General features: G+C 39.5%; 14 protein-coding genes. 8 read left to right on the plus strand and 6 right to left on the minus strand.

Annotated features, from left to right (window positions below; translation table 11 throughout):
- Positions 1–5: 5 nt before the first annotated feature.
- The 5 genes from LN995_RS19075 to LN995_RS19095 form a co-directional block, all read right to left on the minus strand.
- Positions 6–374: a hypothetical protein gene (locus tag LN995_RS19075; RefSeq protein ID WP_229962685.1), complete on the minus strand. Its 369-nt coding sequence runs from the start codon at positions 372–374 to the stop codon at positions 6–8.
- A 55-nt stretch (positions 375–429) separates the two neighbouring features.
- Positions 430–1011 carry a hypothetical protein gene (locus LN995_RS19080; RefSeq protein WP_229962686.1) on the minus strand — a complete coding sequence of 194 codons (582 nt, stop codon included), beginning with the start codon at positions 1009–1011 and terminating at the stop codon, positions 430–432.
- 135 nt (positions 1012–1146) lie between these two features.
- Complete coding sequence (gene dnaK, locus LN995_RS19085) at positions 1147–3084, minus strand: molecular chaperone DnaK (RefSeq protein ID WP_229962687.1); 1938 nt, start codon at positions 3082–3084, stop codon at positions 1147–1149.
- A gap of 382 nt (positions 3085–3466) precedes the next feature.
- A complete protein-coding gene (locus LN995_RS19090; protein WP_229962688.1) occupies positions 3467–4405 on the minus strand; it encodes a leucine-rich repeat domain-containing protein in 939 nt (312 codons plus the stop codon).
- 83 nt (positions 4406–4488) lie between these two features.
- Positions 4489–6162: an alkaline phosphatase PhoX gene (locus LN995_RS19095; RefSeq protein ID WP_229962689.1), complete on the minus strand. Its 1674-nt coding sequence runs from the start codon at positions 6160–6162 to the stop codon at positions 4489–4491.
- Positions 6163–6541: 379 nt separating this feature from the next.
- On the opposite strand from LN995_RS19095, the gene LN995_RS19100 reads away from it, so the two are divergent.
- Positions 6542–8539, plus strand: a complete 1998-nt coding sequence (locus LN995_RS19100; protein ID WP_229962690.1) for a cytochrome-c peroxidase — start codon at positions 6542–6544, stop codon at positions 8537–8539.
- Positions 8540–9292: 753 nt separating this feature from the next.
- Here the strand turns inward: LN995_RS19100 and LN995_RS19105 are convergent.
- On the minus strand, positions 9293–10948 hold the full coding sequence (locus LN995_RS19105; RefSeq protein ID WP_229962691.1) for a M1 family metallopeptidase: 1656 nt from the start codon (positions 10946–10948) through the stop codon (positions 9293–9295).
- 881 nt (positions 10949–11829) lie between these two features.
- On the opposite strand from LN995_RS19105, the gene LN995_RS19110 reads away from it, so the two are divergent.
- The 7 genes from LN995_RS19110 to LN995_RS19140 all read left to right on the plus strand — a co-directional run bounded on the left by LN995_RS19110 (position 11830) and on the right by LN995_RS19140 (position 20670).
- A complete protein-coding gene (locus LN995_RS19110) occupies positions 11830–12615 on the plus strand; it encodes a polysaccharide biosynthesis/export family protein (protein WP_229962692.1) in 786 nt (261 codons plus the stop codon).
- A 17-nt stretch (positions 12616–12632) separates the two neighbouring features.
- The gene (locus LN995_RS19115; protein ID WP_229962693.1) at positions 12633–14951 is read left to right on the plus strand and encodes a GumC family protein; all 2319 of its coding nucleotides are present in this window, start codon (positions 12633–12635) and stop codon (positions 14949–14951) included.
- A 256-nt stretch (positions 14952–15207) separates the two neighbouring features.
- On the plus strand, positions 15208–15723 hold the full coding sequence (locus LN995_RS19120) for a UpxY family transcription antiterminator (RefSeq protein WP_229962694.1): 516 nt from the start codon (positions 15208–15210) through the stop codon (positions 15721–15723).
- A 122-nt stretch (positions 15724–15845) separates the two neighbouring features.
- A complete protein-coding gene (locus LN995_RS19125; protein ID WP_229962695.1) occupies positions 15846–16949 on the plus strand; it encodes a glycosyltransferase in 1104 nt (367 codons plus the stop codon).
- A 145-nt stretch (positions 16950–17094) separates the two neighbouring features.
- Positions 17095–18366, plus strand: a complete 1272-nt coding sequence (locus LN995_RS19130) for a hypothetical protein (protein ID WP_229962696.1) — start codon at positions 17095–17097, stop codon at positions 18364–18366.
- A gap of 195 nt (positions 18367–18561) precedes the next feature.
- Positions 18562–19434 (plus strand): glycosyltransferase family 2 protein, encoded by an 873-nt coding sequence (locus tag LN995_RS19135; protein ID WP_229962697.1) that lies wholly within the window; start codon positions 18562–18564, stop codon positions 19432–19434.
- Positions 19435–19638: 204 nt separating this feature from the next.
- Positions 19639–20670 (plus strand): DUF354 domain-containing protein, encoded by a 1032-nt coding sequence (locus tag LN995_RS19140; RefSeq protein WP_229962698.1) that lies wholly within the window; start codon positions 19639–19641, stop codon positions 20668–20670.
- The last annotated feature ends 3 nt before the right edge of the window (positions 20671–20673 follow it).

Consider the following 20673-nt stretch of genomic DNA (forward strand, 5'->3'; position numbering starts at 1 on the left):
TCTATTTACAGGGGAGCTGACACCAGCACGTAACCAGCATTTACAAAAGGGCGAACAGATCCTTTAGGATATGTGTAGCGCAGCTGTAATGGCAGTTTTAGGTAGGCCAGGTCAAACAGAAAGTCGTGGTGTCTTAGGTTGTTTAGACCAATACCATTAGTTGTAGAGTAGGTGGAGGAGAACGTAACAGGTACATATAATACATCTGTTTGAAAAGAAAGCTTTTCATTTATAACAGGTAAGGTAAAGTTAATAGAAACACCTCCGCCAATATTTGAGCTATGCCCGAAGCCAGCTTTGGCAACTTCCCGGTCACCATTAAATTTTAGTCTTGCCTGCGAATATATCAGCACAGGGCCGACTGTTACTTTCATCTTTTCCTCCCGGTTTGCGAAAGCCGTGCTGATAGTGCCTGGAGCTACACATTTATTATATTCTGCTGTTATTCTTATCAGGTCGCTGTGGTTTACTCTTATTATGTTGAAGTTGCGACATGGAGATAGCCTGGCAATCAAGAAAGGCATAGTTAAGAACTCCTATATATTTGGTCTCCCGGTGTTCATAGCTTCTTCCTGTCACAGGGTTCGTCTGCCTGATTTTACGATTCAAAAGTTCTTCAAACAGGGTGTCTTTCTCTAAATAGTAGTGGTCTACAAAGAAGTTATCACGATAGTGATACAGGTTTGCTCTGCCTCTTACCAAGGTGTTCAGAAACAGCTTTTGAGTGGTAGCTTTTGCTGAGTCAGTTAATGTAATTTGTTTTGACTCAAACACCCTATTTTCATTTTCGAAACCATACCCAGCTATATCATTTGGCGTGAAACGTTTCTCATCTCCGTTTAATGTTTGTTTGAAAGTGGTGAATTGAGCGCTTCTGCTATCTCCCCTGTAATCAACATAACCTCTGAGAGTGTCGCTCCCCTGGATGATGTATCCCTTGCGATAATCTTGTTGGGCAAAAGATAAAGTACAGTAAAACAAAAGCAAGAGAGCAATGTAAAGCTGTTTCATAAGCTTGTATAAAGGTTGAATTGTATAATAGTTAGAGTGGTTTAAATTAAAAAAATATTTAATTACTGACACATATAAAAAAGCCTCCACTGAAACCAGCGGAGGCTTTTTTATATGTGTCAGTAATTATAATTATTACTTATTACCGTCTACTTCTTCGTAGTCAACATCTGTTACGCCACCATCATTGGCTGCGCCTTCAGCTCCTGCTCCCGGGCCGCCAGCCTGACCGTTGCCACCGTCAGCTCCTGGGGCTTCCTGACCTTGCGTAGCAGCATACATTTCTTGCGAAGCAGCCTGCCATGCGTTGTTAAGGGCTTCGGTAGCGGCATCAATTCCGGCTACGTCTTTAGCTCCGTGCGCAGTTTTTAACTGACCAAGTGCGTTTTCGATGTTAGACTTGTTACCAGCAGATAACTTGTCGCCATACTCTTTCAATTGTTTCTCTGTCTGGAAGATCATAGAGTCAGCAGCATTCAGCTTCTCAATTTCTTCCTTCGCACGCTTGTCAGCTTCTGCGTTGGCTTCAGCTTCCTGACGCATACGCTCAATTTCCTGCTCGCTCAGACCAGAAGAAGCCTCGATACGGATTTTCTGCTCTTTACCAGTAGCCTTATCTTTAGCCGTAACATGTAAGATACCGTTGGCGTCAATATCGAAGATAACTTCAATTTGAGGAACACCACGAGGTGCTGGTGGAATGTCTGACAAGTGGAAGCGACCGATAGTGCGGTTGTCTCTGGCCATTGGGCGCTCACCCTGCAGTACGTGAATCTCCACAGATGGCTGGTTATCTGAAGCAGTAGAGAATGTCTCAGACTTCTTTGTAGGAATAGTTGTGTTTGCTTCAATAAGTTTAGTAAACACACCACCCATTGTTTCGATACCCAGTGAAAGAGGCGTTACGTCTAATAGAAGCACGTCCTTTACTTCACCAGTTAATACACCCCCCTGAATAGCGGCACCAATAGCAACCACCTCGTCTGGGTTAACACCTTTAGAAGGCTTCTTGCCGAAGAACTTCTCAACCTCTTCCTGTACTTTAGGAATACGGGTAGAACCACCAACCAGTATTACTTCATCAATATCAGAAGTAGAAAGGCTAGCGTCCTTTAGGGCCTGACGGCATGGCTCCATAGAGCGGCGGATCAGGTCGTCAGAAAGTTGCTCAAATTTAGCACGAGTCAGCTTGCGCACCAGGTGTTTCGGAATTCCGTTCACTGGCATAATGTATGGCAGGTTAACCTCTGTCTCATTAGAGCTTGATAACTCAATTTTTGCTTTCTCAGCAGCCTCTTTCAAGCGCTGTAGTGCCATTGGGTCCTGACGCAGGTCTATGCCTTCATCAGCTTTAAACTCATCTGCCAGCCAGTTAATAATTACCTGGTCAAAGTCGTCACCACCAAGGTGTGTGTCACCGTTGGTAGAAAGTACTTCAAATACACCGTCACCTAACTCCAAGATGGAAATATCAAAAGTACCACCACCTAAATCAAACACGGCAATCTTCTGGTCAGCATGTTTTTTATCAAGGCCATAAGCCAGCGCAGCAGCTGTAGGCTCGTTGATAATACGTTTTACTTCAAGGCCAGCAATCTGCCCGGCTTCTTTTGTAGCCTGACGCTGTGCATCGTTAAAGTAAGCAGGTACGGTAATAACCGCCTCTGTAACTGTTGTACCTAAGTAATCTTCTGCAGTTGCTTTCATTTTCTGAAGCACCATGGCAGAAATTTCCTGAGGCGTATATTGTCTGTCGCCAATTTGTACACGAACAGTGTTATTACTGCCTTGTACTACCTCGTAAGACACATTCTTTGTCTCATTTGTTACTTCACCGAAGCTATGGCCCATGAAGCGCTTAATCGAAGCAATAGTGTTCTGAGGGTTTGTGATAGCCTGGCGCTTGGCTGGATCACCTACTTTACGCTCACCGTTTCCGTTATCCAGAAAAGCAACGATAGACGGAGTAGTACGGCGGCCTTCGCTGTTAGGTATAACCACTGGTTCGTTACCTTCCATTACGGCAACGCAAGAGTTTGTTGTACCTAAGTCAATACCAATTATTTTTCCCATTCTATAGTTTTATTATATAGTTCTTAATTCAAATCTTAACTGTGTTGTCTCTCTTATTACAAGCCATGTGCCAAGCAATAAATAGCCAGTTTTTTATGTCAAGATGTCATAAGTGAAATGGAGGAATTCTATTTTGTCTTATTTCAGCGAGTCATGTTTCTTCTAATCCGACATAATTTCCTGTAGCACATTTGTTTTATTACTACTGATAGAGGAGAGGGTTGTATGTCTGCAGATTCTTTTTCAGGATTGGTACAGTAGCACAGTATAGAAAATGTGTGCCAGAGTTAAACATAAATAGTGTGAGGCTCTTAATGTGAGGCACCTATAAAAAACAGATGGTTTAGCACTTAACTGCTAAACCATCTGTTGCTCTAAATTATTAAAACTGGATGTAGGTGTTAGGTAAGGCTTTTCTTATCCGTTCTTTTTCGGCATCAGAAAAGTTGTTGTTTCCGAGTAGTAAAGTACGCAGGCCTTGCATCTGCTCCAGGTGCTGAGGCATGGATATAAGCTGGTTGTAACTCAGGTCCAGTAGCTCCAGGCTCTTAAGTTGGGCCAGCTCTTCTGGAATGGCTTTTAACTTGTTATGCCCCAGCAGTAGCCCCTTTAACGACTGTAATTTACCTATTTGCATTGGCAGCGAGGTAAGCTGGTTATAGTCTAAAGCTATGTTTTCTAATTTCTTCAGTTTCCCTAGCTCTTGTGGTATTTCCCTTAGTTGGTTTTGCGATAATGCCAGATCTTTTAGCTGGAACACTTTACCGATCTCCTTTGGCAATGTTTCCAAGTGGTTATAGCTCAGGTTTAGCGTGTGGAGCGCACGCATGTTTTTTACCTGAGGAGCTATGCTTCTTATTTTGTTCTCGTTGAGTTGTAGCACCTGTAGCTTAGCCAGTTGGCCAAAGCCTGCAGGTAGTTCGGCAAAGTGGTTGTGGCTAAAATCTACAAACTGAAGCTCTTTAAGCGAATAAAAAGTAGCAGGCAACTCTCTGATATCGTTTTCGCTAAAGTTAATTTCCTGAAGATTTTGCAGCTGACCTACTTCCGGTGCAATGTCAGCTATTTTATTCTTCATGGCGTTTATGAACTGGAGCTTTGTAAGGTCGCAAAGGTTAGGCGTAAAACTGTAATAGCTCTGTTGCCGGATGTTGAGTCTGTATACCTGCTCCTTCTTTTCGATTGCCTCAGACACGTTATAATAAACTTCGGTAGAGGCCAATTCCTGCTCCGGTAAAAGTTTGGCCTGTGCATTAGTTTTCTGTGGCAGGCAGAAAGCCATCACCAACACGCCTGCCCATACTAGTTGTTTTGTTTTCATACTGCCTCTCATTTGTACTGTCAGTAAATCATAAAAAGGCTACGGGTTTTTACCCGTAGCCTTTTTAAATATTGAGCTGGATATTAATTATCAGCCTTCATTATTTTTGTAGTAGACTTTTGGTTATTTACCTGTAGGCGTACCAGATAAATGCCATTGTCCGATTCTTCTGATGGTGTAAAGTCAAAAGTATATTTCCCGGCATTCATAACGCCACTATGCAACGTTTCGATTGATTTGCCTTGCATATTATGAACCTCCAGCACTACGTTGGCTTTTTCAGGCATTTCCAGGCTAACTTTAGTGCCAGTCAGGAAAGGATTAGGATATACATCAATCAGCTTTGCCGGCACAAGTGCATTTCCTTTGCCTCTATCTGCGTTCTTTTTACCCAGATCTTCTTTGCGAGCGAAAACAAAAGTGATATCTTTGTTGAATTGTACCTCGTTGCCTGCTGCATCTGTAAATGTATCGGTGTTAGAGCCGCTTGGGTGCTGAATAGAAATAAAACCGTATTTAAAGTCAGGTGAGAAGTTAAGGCCTGTAGACTCTGAACCATACGGAGTGGTCATGAACAGTTGCAGATTAGGTTTCTCTGGAGTATGGTCTGGTTTGATAACCCATACATTATTGCGGCCACCATCCTGCAGCGCCCAAAGGTTACCTTCCCCGTCAAAAGTAAGATTATCAATACCTGTGCCCCAATCTTCTGTTTGTGAGCCTCCGTTGTAATAAACCTCATACAGCTTAGGCGTTACCCATGCCTCAATTTCTGAAACAGTAGTGCCGTTATCTTTGAAACGCCAGATAGTGCCAGTACCTTTAGAGGTAAAGTACATTTTGCCATCAGGTCCGAATTCAACATCTTCAGGATTTCTCCAGTTTGTACCCAATGATTTTGCTGTGTTGTAAACGTTATTTCGGTCAGCCTGCGTTGTGTTCGGAACCTGAACCCATGTACCTGTAGTGGCTGTTTCACTGTCTCGCTTCAGTACATAAAGTGTTCCTTCAGAAAGCTGCTCAGGCTTGTTGGCTATAAACTTATATATTGAACTTGAACCGCCGTCTTCTGCTTGGTAAACAGTTACTCGGTCTTTGCTTACGGCTATGTTTTCGTGGCTCATGCGGCCTAAAGCCCAAAGCTTGTCTGGTTTACCATCACCATCATGGTCTACAATTTTACCTGAAGCAGGATCGATTTCCACTTGCCACCCCACATCCTGATAGCCATCGCCGTTAGCATCGCCTCCGCTGGTGGTTTCCTCTGAGGTAATTACGGTGCCCCATGGTGTAATACCGCCAGAGCAATTTCTTTCTGTTTTTACTAAAGTAGAAAAATCTACTTTTTTTACCGCTTTTACCTCCCATAGATTGGTAGACTCATCCAGGCGCATATCCAGGACAGACACGCCGCCAGGATTGTTCTCATGGTTTACAGAAAGATACCCTTTCTTACTGCTTCCTTTAATTGGGATAAAGGCAGTAAAATCGTTATTGCCAGGTATTGTGCCTGTGCCACCCACATTATAACTTGTTACGCCAGATTTTGCCAGCATCTGAATTTCATGTGTTTCAGCAGGGTACGTAATGGTGCCGGACTGGCCAATAGGCTTTACAGACGTAAAACTGCCAATCGTCTTTTTAGAGGACTCCCCCTTTTTTGCAGCATTCTGCGACTGAGCCATTGCTATAGGTGTGTTAGCGGCTCCGGCAGAAAACAGGGCTGCGGCCAATAAGCTTTTGTAGATTTTGTTCATAGCTGTTTTATGAAGTTACTGAAAATGAACATTTCATTTCCCAAAACAACTACAACCAGTTTACTATAGCGTTAGTCAAGTTTTAAACAATTGTTATCATAAGAGACAGGAAGTTAAATTAATGTTATATCTAATGAACTGATACCAGGATAATGTTCAGGAAACATCAAATCATTTACTTAGAAACGGCTGTCTTATATAAAGCTACTTTAAACACAGCTTTGCTACACTAAATTGCTAATTATGATATTTGTCCACTGTATTTGCACAGCCTAGAAGCCTTTGGTATTCTTTTGTTAATCATAGGATAACATCTACATAAAGTATAGCTAACAGCAGCTTGTTTATTTTGTAAAGGTTAGACAAGAGGCAATTATCCATGTTAAAAAGAGGTTTACCGAAAAGCAAAAACAACCTGACGCGACTGCTGCTGCTTATGAGCCTATGTTTGTTTCTGGGCGTAGTGATGACATCCTTTAAAACAGAACGCATTGTTGAAAACAAAGTAGCTTATGTGGTAAAAGAAAGTTTTGTACAGGATATGGCGCTTTTGCAGCAACACGCTGAGCAATTAACACAGCACTTGCAGTTATTGGAGCAAAAGCAAGCATCGTTAGAGCAACTGCAAGAAGTTTTTTACCAAGTAAAGCGTTCTTACAAGCAAGTCGAATACCTGCTAGAGTACCTCGATCCAGAATTGGCGAAAAGCATCAATGGTGCACCGCTTCCAAGAGTTTTGGTGGAGGAGGTAGATTATCAGACGCTATCGTACAAGAAGCCCAGTGTCAGAACTTTTCCTCCAGAGGGGATGCAGGTAATAGAGGAGCTTCTTTTTGCTGATGAGGTTACGCCTGAAGGTATAAAGGAGGCAATTGTACTGGCCTATGCACTGGATGAAAACATTGCCCTGATAGCTAACAGCCTTTATAACCAGCCTCTGACAGACAAGCAAGTACTGGAAAGCCTGCGTGAAGAACTTATTCGTGTGATGGCGATGGGCATAACAGGCTTTGACGCTCCTGCCGCCGGAAGAGAAATAGAACATGCTGCTGTGGCCTTAGAACCTGTGTTGGCAAGTGCCCGGCTTTATGAGAAAACAACAAGTGGTGCTGCCAGAGCTTATAGCAGTAGTGCAGTAGTGCAACTGGAACAGGCTGTACATTACCTACAACAGCATCCTGATTTTGATACATTTGACAGGGTGCATTTTATGCGAGAGTTAGCTGATCCGGCTTATGCTTCGCTGACAGCTTTACAGCAGGAGGTATTGGCAGAAGCACCTTCTGTAGCTAAACCAGTAAACGATCAAGCTAACAGCCTTTTTAGTGCAGATTTCTTACAAGCAGCTTACTATGCCAAACAAGACAGAGCAGAGCAGTTGCCTGAGTTAGTGGCGTTGGGTAAGGTTCTTTTCTTTGACCCTGTACTATCAGCCAACAATAAACGCTCTTGTGCCAGTTGCCACTCTCCTGCTAAAGCTTTTACTGACGGGCAAGCCCAAAGTCTTGCTTTCGATTTTAAAGGAAATGTACAACGCAACTCTCCAACGCTGCTAAACTCAGTTTTTAGTAATGCTTATTTCTGGGATAGCCGAGCCCAATACCTACAAGACCAGGTGCCGGATGTGCTGGTGAAAACCGATGAACTACATGGAGACTATGAGGCGGTAGTGCAAAAACTGCAGCAAAGTTCTGAGTACAAGAAACTGTTTAAACGCGCCTTTGCCAGTCAGGCTGATAAAGCTATAAGTGTGAATACTATTAACCGTGCTATAGCTGCTTATGTACAAAACCTGGTGGCGCTTAACTCTCCTTTCGATAAGTACATGCGTCATGAGTCAGCGCAATTAAGTGTTTCTGCTAAACGAGGGTTCAACTTATTTATGGGAAAAGCAGCCTGTGGCACCTGCCATTTTGCTCCTACTTTTAACGGTACTGTGCCTCCACGCTACCTGGAGAGTGAAACAGAAGTATTAGGAGTGCCAAGTTCCGCCGATTTTGCTCATGCTCATCTTGACGAGGACATAGGTCGTGCTGGTGTTATGCCGTCTGAGGCATGGAAACACTCTTTTAAAACACCTACAGTTCGCAATGCGGCCCTAACAGCTCCCTATATGCACAATGGTGCTTTTGCTTCTCTTGAAGAAGTGATAGAGTTTTATGATTTAGGTGGAGGAGTAGGGCTTGGGTTGGAAGTGCCTAACCAAACCTTGCCAGATAGTCCTTTGCACTTAACTGCACATGAAAAACAAGATATCATTGCCTTTATGGAATCCTTAACCGACACAAGTTCTGTAAGCTCAACTATACCAGAGCGGCTTCCGCAGTTTTCCGCAAAAGCAGGATTAAATAATCGGCCAGTGGGGGGGAGCTATTAAGCTATATTGATATTTGCCTAGGCTGGTGTCGCAGTTGCTTATCCAGTGGCATTTGGCCTACTGATGTGTAGTTTGTTGCTGAGCTCTCCAAACTGAGGGGCCTCGTCTTTCCATTGAGTGCTGTGTTCCCTCCTTGGCTACCGTTCAGCAGCATGCCGCTAAAGAGGCACCGGATCTCATAGGCGCTCAACGGAAAAACAGGGAGCTTTATCTTCTTCGGCCTTAAATGCTAAAGTTTTTTGTGGATACTTTAGTTCTAGTTAACTCAATTTGAGATTACAAAAGCAGCATAAACCTAAATGCTGTTTACCCACCCCTAACCCCTCCAAGGAGGGGAATGTGTTATTCCTTTAAGAAGTTCTCCTCTTGAGAGTGGCTAGGGGATAATTTCAACACCATAAACAAACCTCAATTTGAGTTGATCACTTTAACGTAGCCTTACATAAATCAAAGTTTTAGAACTTATCTTGAAGATTAAGTCTTAAACAAACTTCTTATTCAATGCAAAAGAAACTTTCCCAGTTCTTCTGTGAGGTGTCTTGTATGTGTTCCGGTGCTGAACTTGCCAGCAGCCCGAAGGGCAGGTTCAGCTACACAGCACCGGGCGGGGAAATGAATTTTCGCAGGCTTGGAGCGCACAGACTAGAACAATGTAATAGCAGGTACTATACCGCTACTGTAGTTATAAGGCTTTAAACAAAAAAGAGGCTGTCTTTTGAACAGCCTCTTCTGTTATACTGTAATAAACTCTTCTTACTGAGCAGCTAAGTCAGATGCTTCTATGTAAAAGTTAGGGTCTACTTTAACAGCCGTGTTCTTCTTCAGTCCCTTCAGTTCCTGCCAGTTTGTGGTAGGTTCCAGCCACTTCTCTTTTCCATTTAGCAACACTTTTACCGGCATATTAAAACCAGCTACGCTATTGCTCCACCTGTACTTTAGTACTTTACCTGTTACCTGGTACTCCAGCTTTGGCACTCTAATGTCGCGCAGGTATTGGTTGAAAAAAGAAGAAAGGTCACGGCCTACGTGTTGACTCAGGTAGTTTTCAATTTGAGCTGTGGTTACAGTCTGGTGGTAGAAATCTTTGTTCAGTCCACGAAGGATGCCACGCCACTTCTCGTCATCTTCCACAATTTGCCGCAGAGTGTGCAGCATGTTAGCTCCTTTAAAGTACATGTCGCCAGAGCCACTGTTATTTACATTATAATGACCTATAATAGGAATATCGTTTTGAATGTTGGCTCGTTGGCCAATTACATAAGCACTGCTTGCCTCTTTACCATAGTGGTAATCAAGGAAAAGATTCTCGGAATAAGTGGTAAAGCTTTCATGAACCCACATATCAGCAATATCCTTATAAGTGATATTGTTGGCAAACCATTCGTGCCCCGATTCATGAATGATGATATAATCGAACTTTAAGCCCCAGCCAGTGCCGCTAAGGTCTCTGCCCAGGTAGCCATTCTGGTAGCCATTGCCATAGGTAACAGAGCTCTGGTGCTCCATCCCCAGGTAAGGAACCTCCACAAGTTTATAGCTGTCTTCGTAAAAAGGATAGGGGCCAAACCAGTGTTCAAAGGCTTCCAGCATGCGTGGCACATCTTTGAACTGCCGCTTTGCCACATCCAGGTTATAGGTAAGTACATAGTAGTTGCAATCCAGCTCACCTTTCTCCCCCTGATACGTTTCTGAGAAGTTAGCGTAGTCCGCAACATTAACATTTACACCGTAATTGTTGATCGGGTTAGATATAAACCAATGATAAGTCCTGGTGCCGTCTTTATTCTGGTCTACTCCTCTTAGTCGTCCATTAGACACATCAATCAGGTTTTCTGGCACAGTGGCGCTAATGAGCATGCTGTCAGGTTCATCGTACATGTGGTCTTTACAAGGCCACCACATGCTGGCGCCATCTCCCTGGTTAGAATTAGCTACAAAAGGTTTGCCGTTGGCGTCTTTTTGCCAGGTGAGCCCTCCGCTCCAGGGAGGCCTTACACTTACAGGTGGTTTGCCTCCATAATAAATGTCTACTGCCTTAACTGCTCCTGCTAATTGATTCTCTGATAGCTGAATATAATATACATTCCCATCGCGGTTGTATTGTAACTCTTGCCCGTTCTGCACTACTTTCTCAATGCTCATAGGAGGCTGGAGGTCTATCTGCATTAGTTGTTTAGGTTCCAGCACCTTATATCGCACCGTATTAACACCTTTGATAGTGCTGTCTGCAGGATTTATCTGTACATCCAGGTGATAATAGGTCAGGTCCCACCACGCACGTTCCGGGGTAATGGAGCCACGTAAGGTGTCTTGGCGGGTAAAGGCAGAGGTAGTTTGGGCATGTGTGGCAAAGGCTGTAGCCAGAAAGGCTGCTCCGGAAATAAACACACGCTTAAGTGAATTTTTCATGGTTGGTGTAAGTGGCTTCGCTGGCTGTTTATGCAGCGTTTGTTTTAAATGAATTCACAATATAGGAAACAGTCAGGTAATGTCATATTTTGAATAAAGGTGAGAGGGGGAGTGGAGTTGGGTAATGTCTAAGTTGGCGTAGCTAGGGAGTTCATCCATATATTCATTTCACTTACTGTTGCATAGCTATTATTAATGTGCTCCAAGTCTGCGAGTAATCGTTTTGAGTTTCAGCGTTGTGTCACTGGATCTAAACCTTTAATTCAGCAGGGCAAGTAGTTCTGGGTGGGAACCGATTTAACCCGGTCAGGGGGCTATGGTGCTGGCAGATAATCAGGCGTTGTCATTCAGCCAGGAGGGGACTGCAATGGCTTCCATATATGTACAGCGCAACCTATAGGTATTTCCGAACTAATGATGGAAATAGAATACAGGTAATAGCAGAAGATTTTGACAAGCAAGAGCAGGGTACAATTACCTCATACGGGACGGGCCAGTCAGTTCCTGTAACAGCTATTGAGCAATGCTATCCCCAGAAAGAGACGCGCTTTAGCAAAAGGTTGAGCGAGGGTATATATTTTATTTAGAGCAGAGGCTGCTCCTGGTAAAGCGGAAGCAAAGCTATTGATTCTGTAATGCCACTTTCGAACATGCTAGTGGTGATAGCTTAGTGCAACTGCCAGTCTACTTACTATGAAGTCTTATTATGTCTTCCTCTTCTATCTCCTCTTTTTCTTGAGTAACACCTGTAGGAACATAAAGTGCAACTGTTCTGTATTTTTAATTTTTTAATATTTATTTTAAATATTATTTGAATAATAGATAATTATTCATAATTTAAACCTGAATTGTATAATTGTCATTCTTTACGTTCATTATCAATGAAGCTTAATAATATCTTAACAACTGTTGTTGTTTTCCTGTTTCTCTCAATCTTCACTTCTTGTACCAGTACAAGAGATGTAGTGTATTTTAATAATGTTAAGGGTACTGAATTTTTAGGAGAAGTAGGAAACCTAGAACCTGTGATCCAACAGAATGATATCTTAAGCATTTCTGTAACTAGCTTGAATCCTGCAGCAACTGAAATTTTCAATGTTCTGGATGTTAACTACCGTAATTCAAATGCTACAAGCAATGTCTCGCAGGCTGTTGGATACTTGGTTGATCAGGATGGGTATATTTTATTTCCGTTTCTGGGAAAAGTCAAAGCAGCTGGGCTGACCAAAAAGGAAGTGAAGGAAAGTATAAGAATGGAATTGATAAATAGGAAGCTGTTGCTTGACCCTATTGTAGATCTCCGGTATTTAAACTATAAAGTATCTGTGTTGGGTGAAGTAGGGCGTCCGTCTGTACTTACTGTGCCAAATGAAAAGATTACATTACTTGAAGCTCTTAGCTTGGCAGGGGATTTAACTATATATGCTAACCGAGATAATGTCTTGCTGATTAGAGAGGAGCAAGGTGTAAAGAAGCTAACACGTATCAATTTAACAACAGATGAACTGTTTACATCTCCTTACTATTACCTCAAATCAAATGACATTATATATGTAGAACCTAATAAGACTAAAATTCAAAATGCGGGCTTTGCAAGACAATGGTTACCAGTAGTGTTTAGCGGCTTGTCTGTAGCAGTTATTGCGATTGATCGTTTGACAAGATAATTTTAAATGTAAAGCTTATGTCTACTAATACTGAAGATAAATTGTTTGCTTCATTGATATATAGGTACTTTCCTTACTGGCCTTTGTTTATACTTTTATTAGTAGTATCCTTAGTAGGAGCATGGGGGTATTTAAACATTTATGCAACACCAACTTATGAGGTTTCGGCTTCGCTGCTAATTAAAGATGAAAAGAAAGGAGTTGTTGATTCTAAAATGACAGAATCTATTGATGCCTTTACATCAAATAAAATTGTTGAAAATGAGATTAATATAATCCATTCTCATGCTTTGTTGAAGAAGGTTGTGGATAAGCTTCAACTTTATGCACCAGTTTATGAAGAAGGAAAAGTCAAGTCAATCTCGGCTTATGCTTCATCCCCTATCAAGATTAAATTAAAGCGCCCTGATAAAGCTCAGGAACAAGCTAAAATATATTTTACTTTTGATGAAGTACAAAATAGGGTTACTATAGATAACAAAGCATATAAGCTCAATAAATGGGTAAAAACTCCATATGGAGAAATGAGGTTTTCTAAGAACAAGAATAAGATAGAAGCATCTAAAGAGCCTCTATACTTTTCTATTATTCAGCCTCAGAAAATAACTAACCAACTTTTGGAGAGTATTAGTATAGAGGCCTCAAGTAAATTATCGACTGTTATAGATTTAAGGTTAAGGGATTTTGTGCCACAGCGAGGTGAAGACATATTAAATACCCTTATTAAAACATATACGCAGGTAGCAATTTCTGAAAGAGAGAAAGTAGCGGCAAACACCTTGGATTTTGTCGAAAACCGTATTAATCTTGTTGAAAGGGAGTTAGATAGCCTTGAATATCAGGTTGTCAATTATAAATCCACAAATGGAGCTGTTGACTTAAGCGAACAGAGCAAGCTGTTTCTAAGAAATGTTGGGGACAATGATCGTAAAATTTCTGAAATTAATACGCAGCTAGCTGTCCTGGATAAAGTAGAGAAATATATTATTTCTAAAAATAATACTACAGGTATTGTGCCATCTACCATGGGGATAAATGATCCTATACTGTCGCAGCTTTTACATAAGTTATACGATTCAGAAATAAAATACCAGCAGTTAAGAAAAACAACAGCTGAAAACAACCCTATACTTGTATCTATTACAGATGAAATTAAAAGTATAAGGCCAAGTATACTGGAAAATATAAAAAACCAACGCACTAACTTAATAGCAAGTCGCTCAAATTTAGCTTCTACAAGTAACGGATATAATTCAGTATTACAGAACATTCCTCAAAAAGAAAGAGAACTGCTAGAAATAAGCCGGCAGCAAATGATTAAAAACGATGCATACAGTTTTCTTCTTAAGAAAAGAGAAGAAACAGTTCTCTCCTATGCTCCGAGTGCGGGTGATGTGCGTATTGTAGATATGGCTGAGGCCTCGGTACTACCTGTAACTCCTAAGCCTTTATATATCTATCTAGTAGCTATTATGGTAGCATGCGCTTTAGGTTTTGTTATGATAGTAGGGAAAGAGTTGTTGAATAGTAAAGTTTTATTCCGGTCAGAAATTGAAGGATATTCCAGCGCACCTATAGTGGCCGAACTATCTTATGTTAAAAGATCGAAAGATGGGTTATTTAAAGAACCCACTGAAGCATCTGTTATTGAGCAGTTTAGGCAGTTAAGGACAACAATGGGATTGTATGGGCGAACTTTCACTAAAAAGAAAATAATGGTTACCTCTAGTATACCTGGCGAAGGGAAAAGCTTTATAAGTACAAACCTTGCATTTAGCTTATCCTTATCAGGTAAGAAAGTAGTACTCCTTGATTTTGATTTTAGAAATCCAAACATTTCCTCTCAGTTTAATCTTTATAAAGAAAACGGAATAACTGATTATTTAAAAAATGAATTAAATAATGAAAAGATAATAAGAAACACAGCTTATAATAACCTGTTTATCGTACCAGCAGGTAAAGATGTAGGAGATCATACAGAGATATTGCTAAATGGGAGCTTGTTAGATGGATTCTTTGAATACTTAGAAAAAGAGTTTGATTACATTATTATAGATACTCCTCCTCTTGAACTTGTTTCTGACGCTTACTTACTTACTGAATATTGTGACATTACACTTTTAGTTATGCGACATGCATATACTCCTAAGAATATAGTGCAACGGTTGACTATTAACAATAAATTAAATTCGTTGAAAAACGTAGCTATTGTGTTTAACGGAATTAAAGCCAGAGGATTTGTAAAAGGGCAGTATGGCTATGGCTATGGGTACGGGTATGACAACAAATATGGAGATAAAACCTATAGAGCCAGAAATATAGCAGCAAAAGCATAATCTTTACATTAGTATAAGCTCCACTACATCTACAATTCTAGTACTCCTATTTCCTGAAAGCTCAGGATCTTAAATATTTCGCTTACCTAGTTAGTTTTAAAGAAAGTATATACAGCAAGCTCTTTTTGGCTTTAGCTGATTTTAGATTACTGTATATATCTTATACAAAATTATATTTTCCAAGTTACGACATGTGACTGAGGTCGGCGAAGCCATATCAAATTTGTAAATTTTAAATTAACGGATCCAGAGAGTGATGAATGAAAAATGGTATGCGGTTTATACAAGGCCACGTTGGGAGAAAAAAGTAGCAGAGACTCTGACATTGAAAAGCATTAAGAATTATTGTCCGCTAAACAAAGTCGTACATCAGTGGAGTGACAGAAAAAAGACAGTACACGTTCCGCTTTTTACCTCCTATGTATTTGTACATGTTACAGAAAGGCAGTTTATGGAGCTAAAGAAGGTGAACGGTGTCATTAGTATTGTTACCTGGTTAAATAAGCCTGCAGTTATCAAAGATAGTGAGATTGAATCTATTAAAACGTTTCTTACTGACCATAGCAATGTTCAACTGGAAATAGTTGAGGTTAATGTAAATGATACCATACAGATTACGCAAGGATCTCTTTTGGACAAGAAGGGCACTATTGTAGCTATTAAGAAAAATGTTATCAAAGTTGCTCTTCCATCGTTAGGTTATGTTCTTTATGCCGAAGTAGATAAATCTAGTGTGTCAAGAGTAACTGAAAAGATTACGATTAGCTGCTAATTTTATCCCAAAGCCACTGAGTATTAAGAATTATTGGCCTTTATTACAATAAAGATCAACTTTGCCGCAACTATCTCCTTCTGCTTAAAATTGTTCACCCCTTAACAATAAGACATACCAAAATGAAAGTAGCATTCTTCTATAGAAGATTAAACCAGGGCGGCATTCAGCGAATGCTTATCAACTGTGCTGAATATTTTGCAAGCAGTGGACATGATGTTAGCATAATCCTTATTGAAAAGGTAGGGGAATATTTAGACACGATAGACCCACGAATCAAAATTATTCCTTTTGAAAACAGGCAGAAGGCAAACTTATTTCGCTCGTTTAAAAAGATACTGCTAAAAGAAGAGTTTGACGTGCTGTTTACGGCTTCTCCTCCTCTCAATATTTTTGCAGTGTTATGTAAGCTCTTTATAAACACCAAAACTAAAATTGTTATTTCAGAAAATAACAATACAGTATCGTTGTTTAACAACAATAAGCTTACTGCCTCTAAGCTAACTTTCTTTGGTATACCCTTAGTTTATAGGTTTGCAGATTGTATTGTTGCTGTTTCAAAAGGGCTTTCTGATAACCTGTCTTCTTTAGCCTTAATTCCGAAACATAAGATTAAAACAATATATAATCCTGCTTTTTCCAATAATCTTTTAATGCATATGCATGATGAAATAAGTCATCCTTGGCTAACAGATAAGCAGGTGCCTGTATTGATTAATGTTGCCCGCCTAGCTAATGCAAAGAACCAGAAAATGTTAGTACATGCCGTGGCCAGGGTGCTGAAAACAAGACAAGTTAAGTTGCTTATTGTGGGAGAGGGGCCTCTGCGTGATATGCTGCAGGAGGAGATAGATAAGTTAAACCTGCGAGAGTACATAGATTTGGTAGGTTTCCAACTGAATCCGGTTTCCTGGATTGCAAAGTCTGATCTATTTGTTTTATCATCTGATTACGAAGGTTTTGGAATGGTAGTAGTAGAGGCTTTAGCCACTGGTGTTACAGTGGTTACCACTAAATGTGATTATGGGCCTTCTGAAATCGTGAATGATGGGGAGTACGGGTATTTAGCCTCTGTTGGTGATGAAGAGGATCTTGCAAATAAGATTTTATATGCCTTGAAAAATCCTTTACAAAAAGAAAATCAAATGCAGCGGGCAAAGGATTTTCATGTGGATACAGTAATGGAAAAATATCACGAGTTATTTACAAGTCTGGCAGTTTCCTAAGAAGTTTTATCTCACTGAAAAGACTTCAATATCATGAATTTTAATCAATACATAGTAGTATAGAATGAGGTTTTACAAGAATTATATTGTATTGATATTGCTGCTTGCCCTTGTTTTAAATTGGGTAGTAGAGGGCAGTAATTATATGGGAAAAGTAGATATGAACTTAGGTTTTTTTCCTAAATTTGCAATAGTAATTATTGAAATACTTCAAATTTTTATTTTACTCCGGTTACTTATACTATATACAGAGAACAATTTCATGATGCTTACCATCATGGCAGTTGCTTTTTTTTGTCTGTTTGAATTAGGAGTTGTAAAAGCTATGGGAGCTAGTATCACAATTTGGATTTCTGGTATCCGCTATTACTTTTCATTTTTGCCTCTTTTTCTGTTAAGCTATTTATTAGCATTAAAAAATTGTTCAATTAAAAGAGAAATAAACTGGTTAATCGTTTTGAGCCTTTTACAGATACCAGTTACTGCTTATCAATATCTTAATTCATCAAAAGTTCAGTTAAATGATAGACAATTATTATTTGATATGATTTCTGGTACAATGGGGGGGACAGCGTCTAATCTGATGTCATTAGTAGTGGGGATAGGCTTCCTGTATTTCTTGATCAAGTTGGTTGAAAAGAGGAAGCTTATATTCTTATTGTTGTCTTTGGTGTTACTAGTCCCTTCCACTTTAGCAGAGGCAAAAGGAATGATGCTAGTAGTTATGATTTCGCTAATTTATTTAGCTTTTATATTTAAATTTAATTTTTCTAAGATATTAGTATTAGGAGTACTAGCTGCCTTGATGATTATGGGCTTTGCTTATGTTTACTCTCTATTGGGTTATGATAATTATGGTAAATCCTTAAGTGTATCTTATTTAATTGATTATGCGAATAGTGAATCTGGGAGAGGGCGTTTGTCCAGGATAGATTCCATCATACATAGTCTAGTATTACTATCAGAGAATAATGCTTTATTGTTCGGAATGGGAATCGGTAATGCTAACAAAAGCCCTTTGGGCCACGATGGTCAATTCTTTGACTTTTTTACAATAAGGCACAGTATTGATATTCTTATTTCTGAAACTGGGTTAGTAGGGATAGCAATTCTTATTGTGCTGTTATGGAAGATGGTTTGGATAACAAGATGCTTGCTTAAAGAGCAAGCGATTATCCATAATGAAAGTAACCTGTTGATTTTAAGGCTCTTTTTAGGTACAATTTTGATTTTTATTTTTGGTCTTTTTTGGGTTGACGTGTTGTTCCGAGTACAGTTTATGTACCCGTTTGGTATGATGGCTGGTTATGCGTTAGGGTTACATCATAAACTTAAGTTTGATAAAAAAGCTGTGGTCGTAAGTAATTATGAGCTTAGTCCTGAAATGGTTTTAAATAGGCAAGAAGTTGCACAATAGTCTTGAACTATCTAATTGAATAAGATACGATTCTTGCTCCTGTTTATTATTCTTAAACTGAGATATACACTAAGAGAGCTTTGTGCTCGGGTAGTGTAGTATATAAAGTAAGATTTTAAACACATTGGGCATAAAGTAAACTTGTGATCTGGTACCATTTTAATTAACAGTGTTGCTTTAACATGCATTAGCCATATGAAGTTATTAATTATTACACCATTCAAGAACGAGGAAGGTTCTATAGCACAAACTATTGAGTCAATATGTAAGCAGACTGTAAGACCTAATGCTTGGATACTGGTGGACGACAACTCAGACGATTTCTCACCAGAAATTGTAAAAGGATATAGTAATGAATTCAGATACATTCATTATTATGTTAAAGGAAATGACGGAGCCAGGTCAACAGGGAAAAATGTAATTGATGTTTTTAACTATGGGCTTCAGAAAGCTAAAGAATTAGGGATAAACTGGGATGTTGTTTTAAAGCTTGATGCTGATCTAGTAATAGAACAAGACAATTATTTGGAATTTATATTACATAAGTTTTCTAGTTATCCCTCTTTGGGTATAGCTAGCGGGGCTACATATATTTTTAAAGAAGGCAAAAAAATCGTAGAATCTAAACATAAATGGCATACCCAAGGGCCAAACAAATTTTACAGAAAAGTATGTTTAGAAACTATGGGAGGACTAAAACCTTATAAGGGCTGGGATGGAATAGATGATATTCTTGCTCGACACCATGGGTTTGTAACTGAAAAGTTCTTTGAACAACCCATTTGTCATTTATATCCCACTCAGACTCGCAGTGCTGAAGGCGGGCCTAGAAACGGGGCTATAAGAGAGGCGATTAGCTACCAAAACAGAGACTATCCAGTCTATATGTTCTTATTAAAAGCTTGCAAACTAGCTAATAAAAAGAAATTTTACGAAGCATTTGTCTTTTTGTCTTACGGTTTGAAGCTTAAGCGAAGTACGAGGCCGTTGGTCACAGAAGAAGAAGGGAGAATTATAAGGGCCTTTCTAAAGCAGAGATTTTTTAACCAAATCAAATACACCTCATAGTTTTTTGATTAATCTTTGAGGAAATATAGAAATGTTACAAAGCAGCAATTTACTGCTAACCTAGTGCACACCTGACTTTACTACTCCGTTATCATTAATTAGTAATAAATTCTTTTATAAGTCTTATGATATCACTTCTCGCACACGAGAAGTAGCTGATATTATATTGAAAAAGCTGTAGTACTTATTATTTAAGCTAAAAACATGGATAGCAAAAAAAAGATTCTTTTTGATATCAAACATCCTGCTCAATTAAACCTTTTCAAAGGAATCTCAAAAGAACTCTTAGATGAAGATTGGGATGTTACCATTTGCTATCTGGAGAGAGGTAAGCTTCCTAAAATCATTCAATCTGAATATAAAGGCTTTCAAACCATTGCAGTCGGAAGCAGCAGAGGTACGAAATGGTCTATACTTTGGGATGGAAATATAAAACGGACACTTGTCTTTTTAAATCTGATTAGAAAGAACAAGTATAATATATGTGTGGCTGCAAGTAGCATTCCTCTAGCCCTGGCGTGCAAAATTTCTAAAATTCCAATCATACAGTTTTATGATGACCCGGAGAGAGGTAAGATAAACAACCTTAACGCAACCTTCTCTGATCAATTGTTCTTCCCTCCTATAGTAGAGAGAGACAATAAAACTTCAACATTTAATTGCTTAAAGGAGTGGAGTTACCTTAGCCCGAGAAGATTTAAACCAAGTACCGACATACTACGAAAGTATAGTCTGCAGCCCCATCAATATGTCTTTATAAGAGAAGTCAGCAATAAGTCATTTAATTACTATGAACAGGAAGATGCTATAGTATGTAGCTTTAGTAAGGAAATAGATAAGAACACCACTGTTGTTCTCTCATTAGAAGATAAAAGCATAGCAAACAAGTTTCCAAAGCATTGGATAGTACTGGAGGAGCCTGTTGGAGATATACATTCTTTAATTTACTATTCTAAGCTTGTAATATCATCAGGTGACAGCATGGCACGCGAAGGAGCAATGTTAGGAGTTCCGAGTGTTTATTGTGGTATCAGAAAGATGAAAGCCAATGAAATGTTGATGGACATAGGCATACTAGAACATTTTCCAGGGAACGAAGCTGTAAAGTTTATCAATGAAAGTATTATTAAAAACTTTGATGAAAGTGAACAGATAAGAACAAGAGAACAATTACTTAATAACTGGGACGACATGGTCGTTTTTATGAAAGAACAAATCCACAATTATAAATACTAATAA

Source organism: Pontibacter silvestris (assembly GCF_020907275.1).
In the GTDB taxonomy this organism is placed as follows: Bacteria; Bacteroidota; Bacteroidia; order Cytophagales; family Hymenobacteraceae; genus Pontibacter; species Pontibacter silvestris.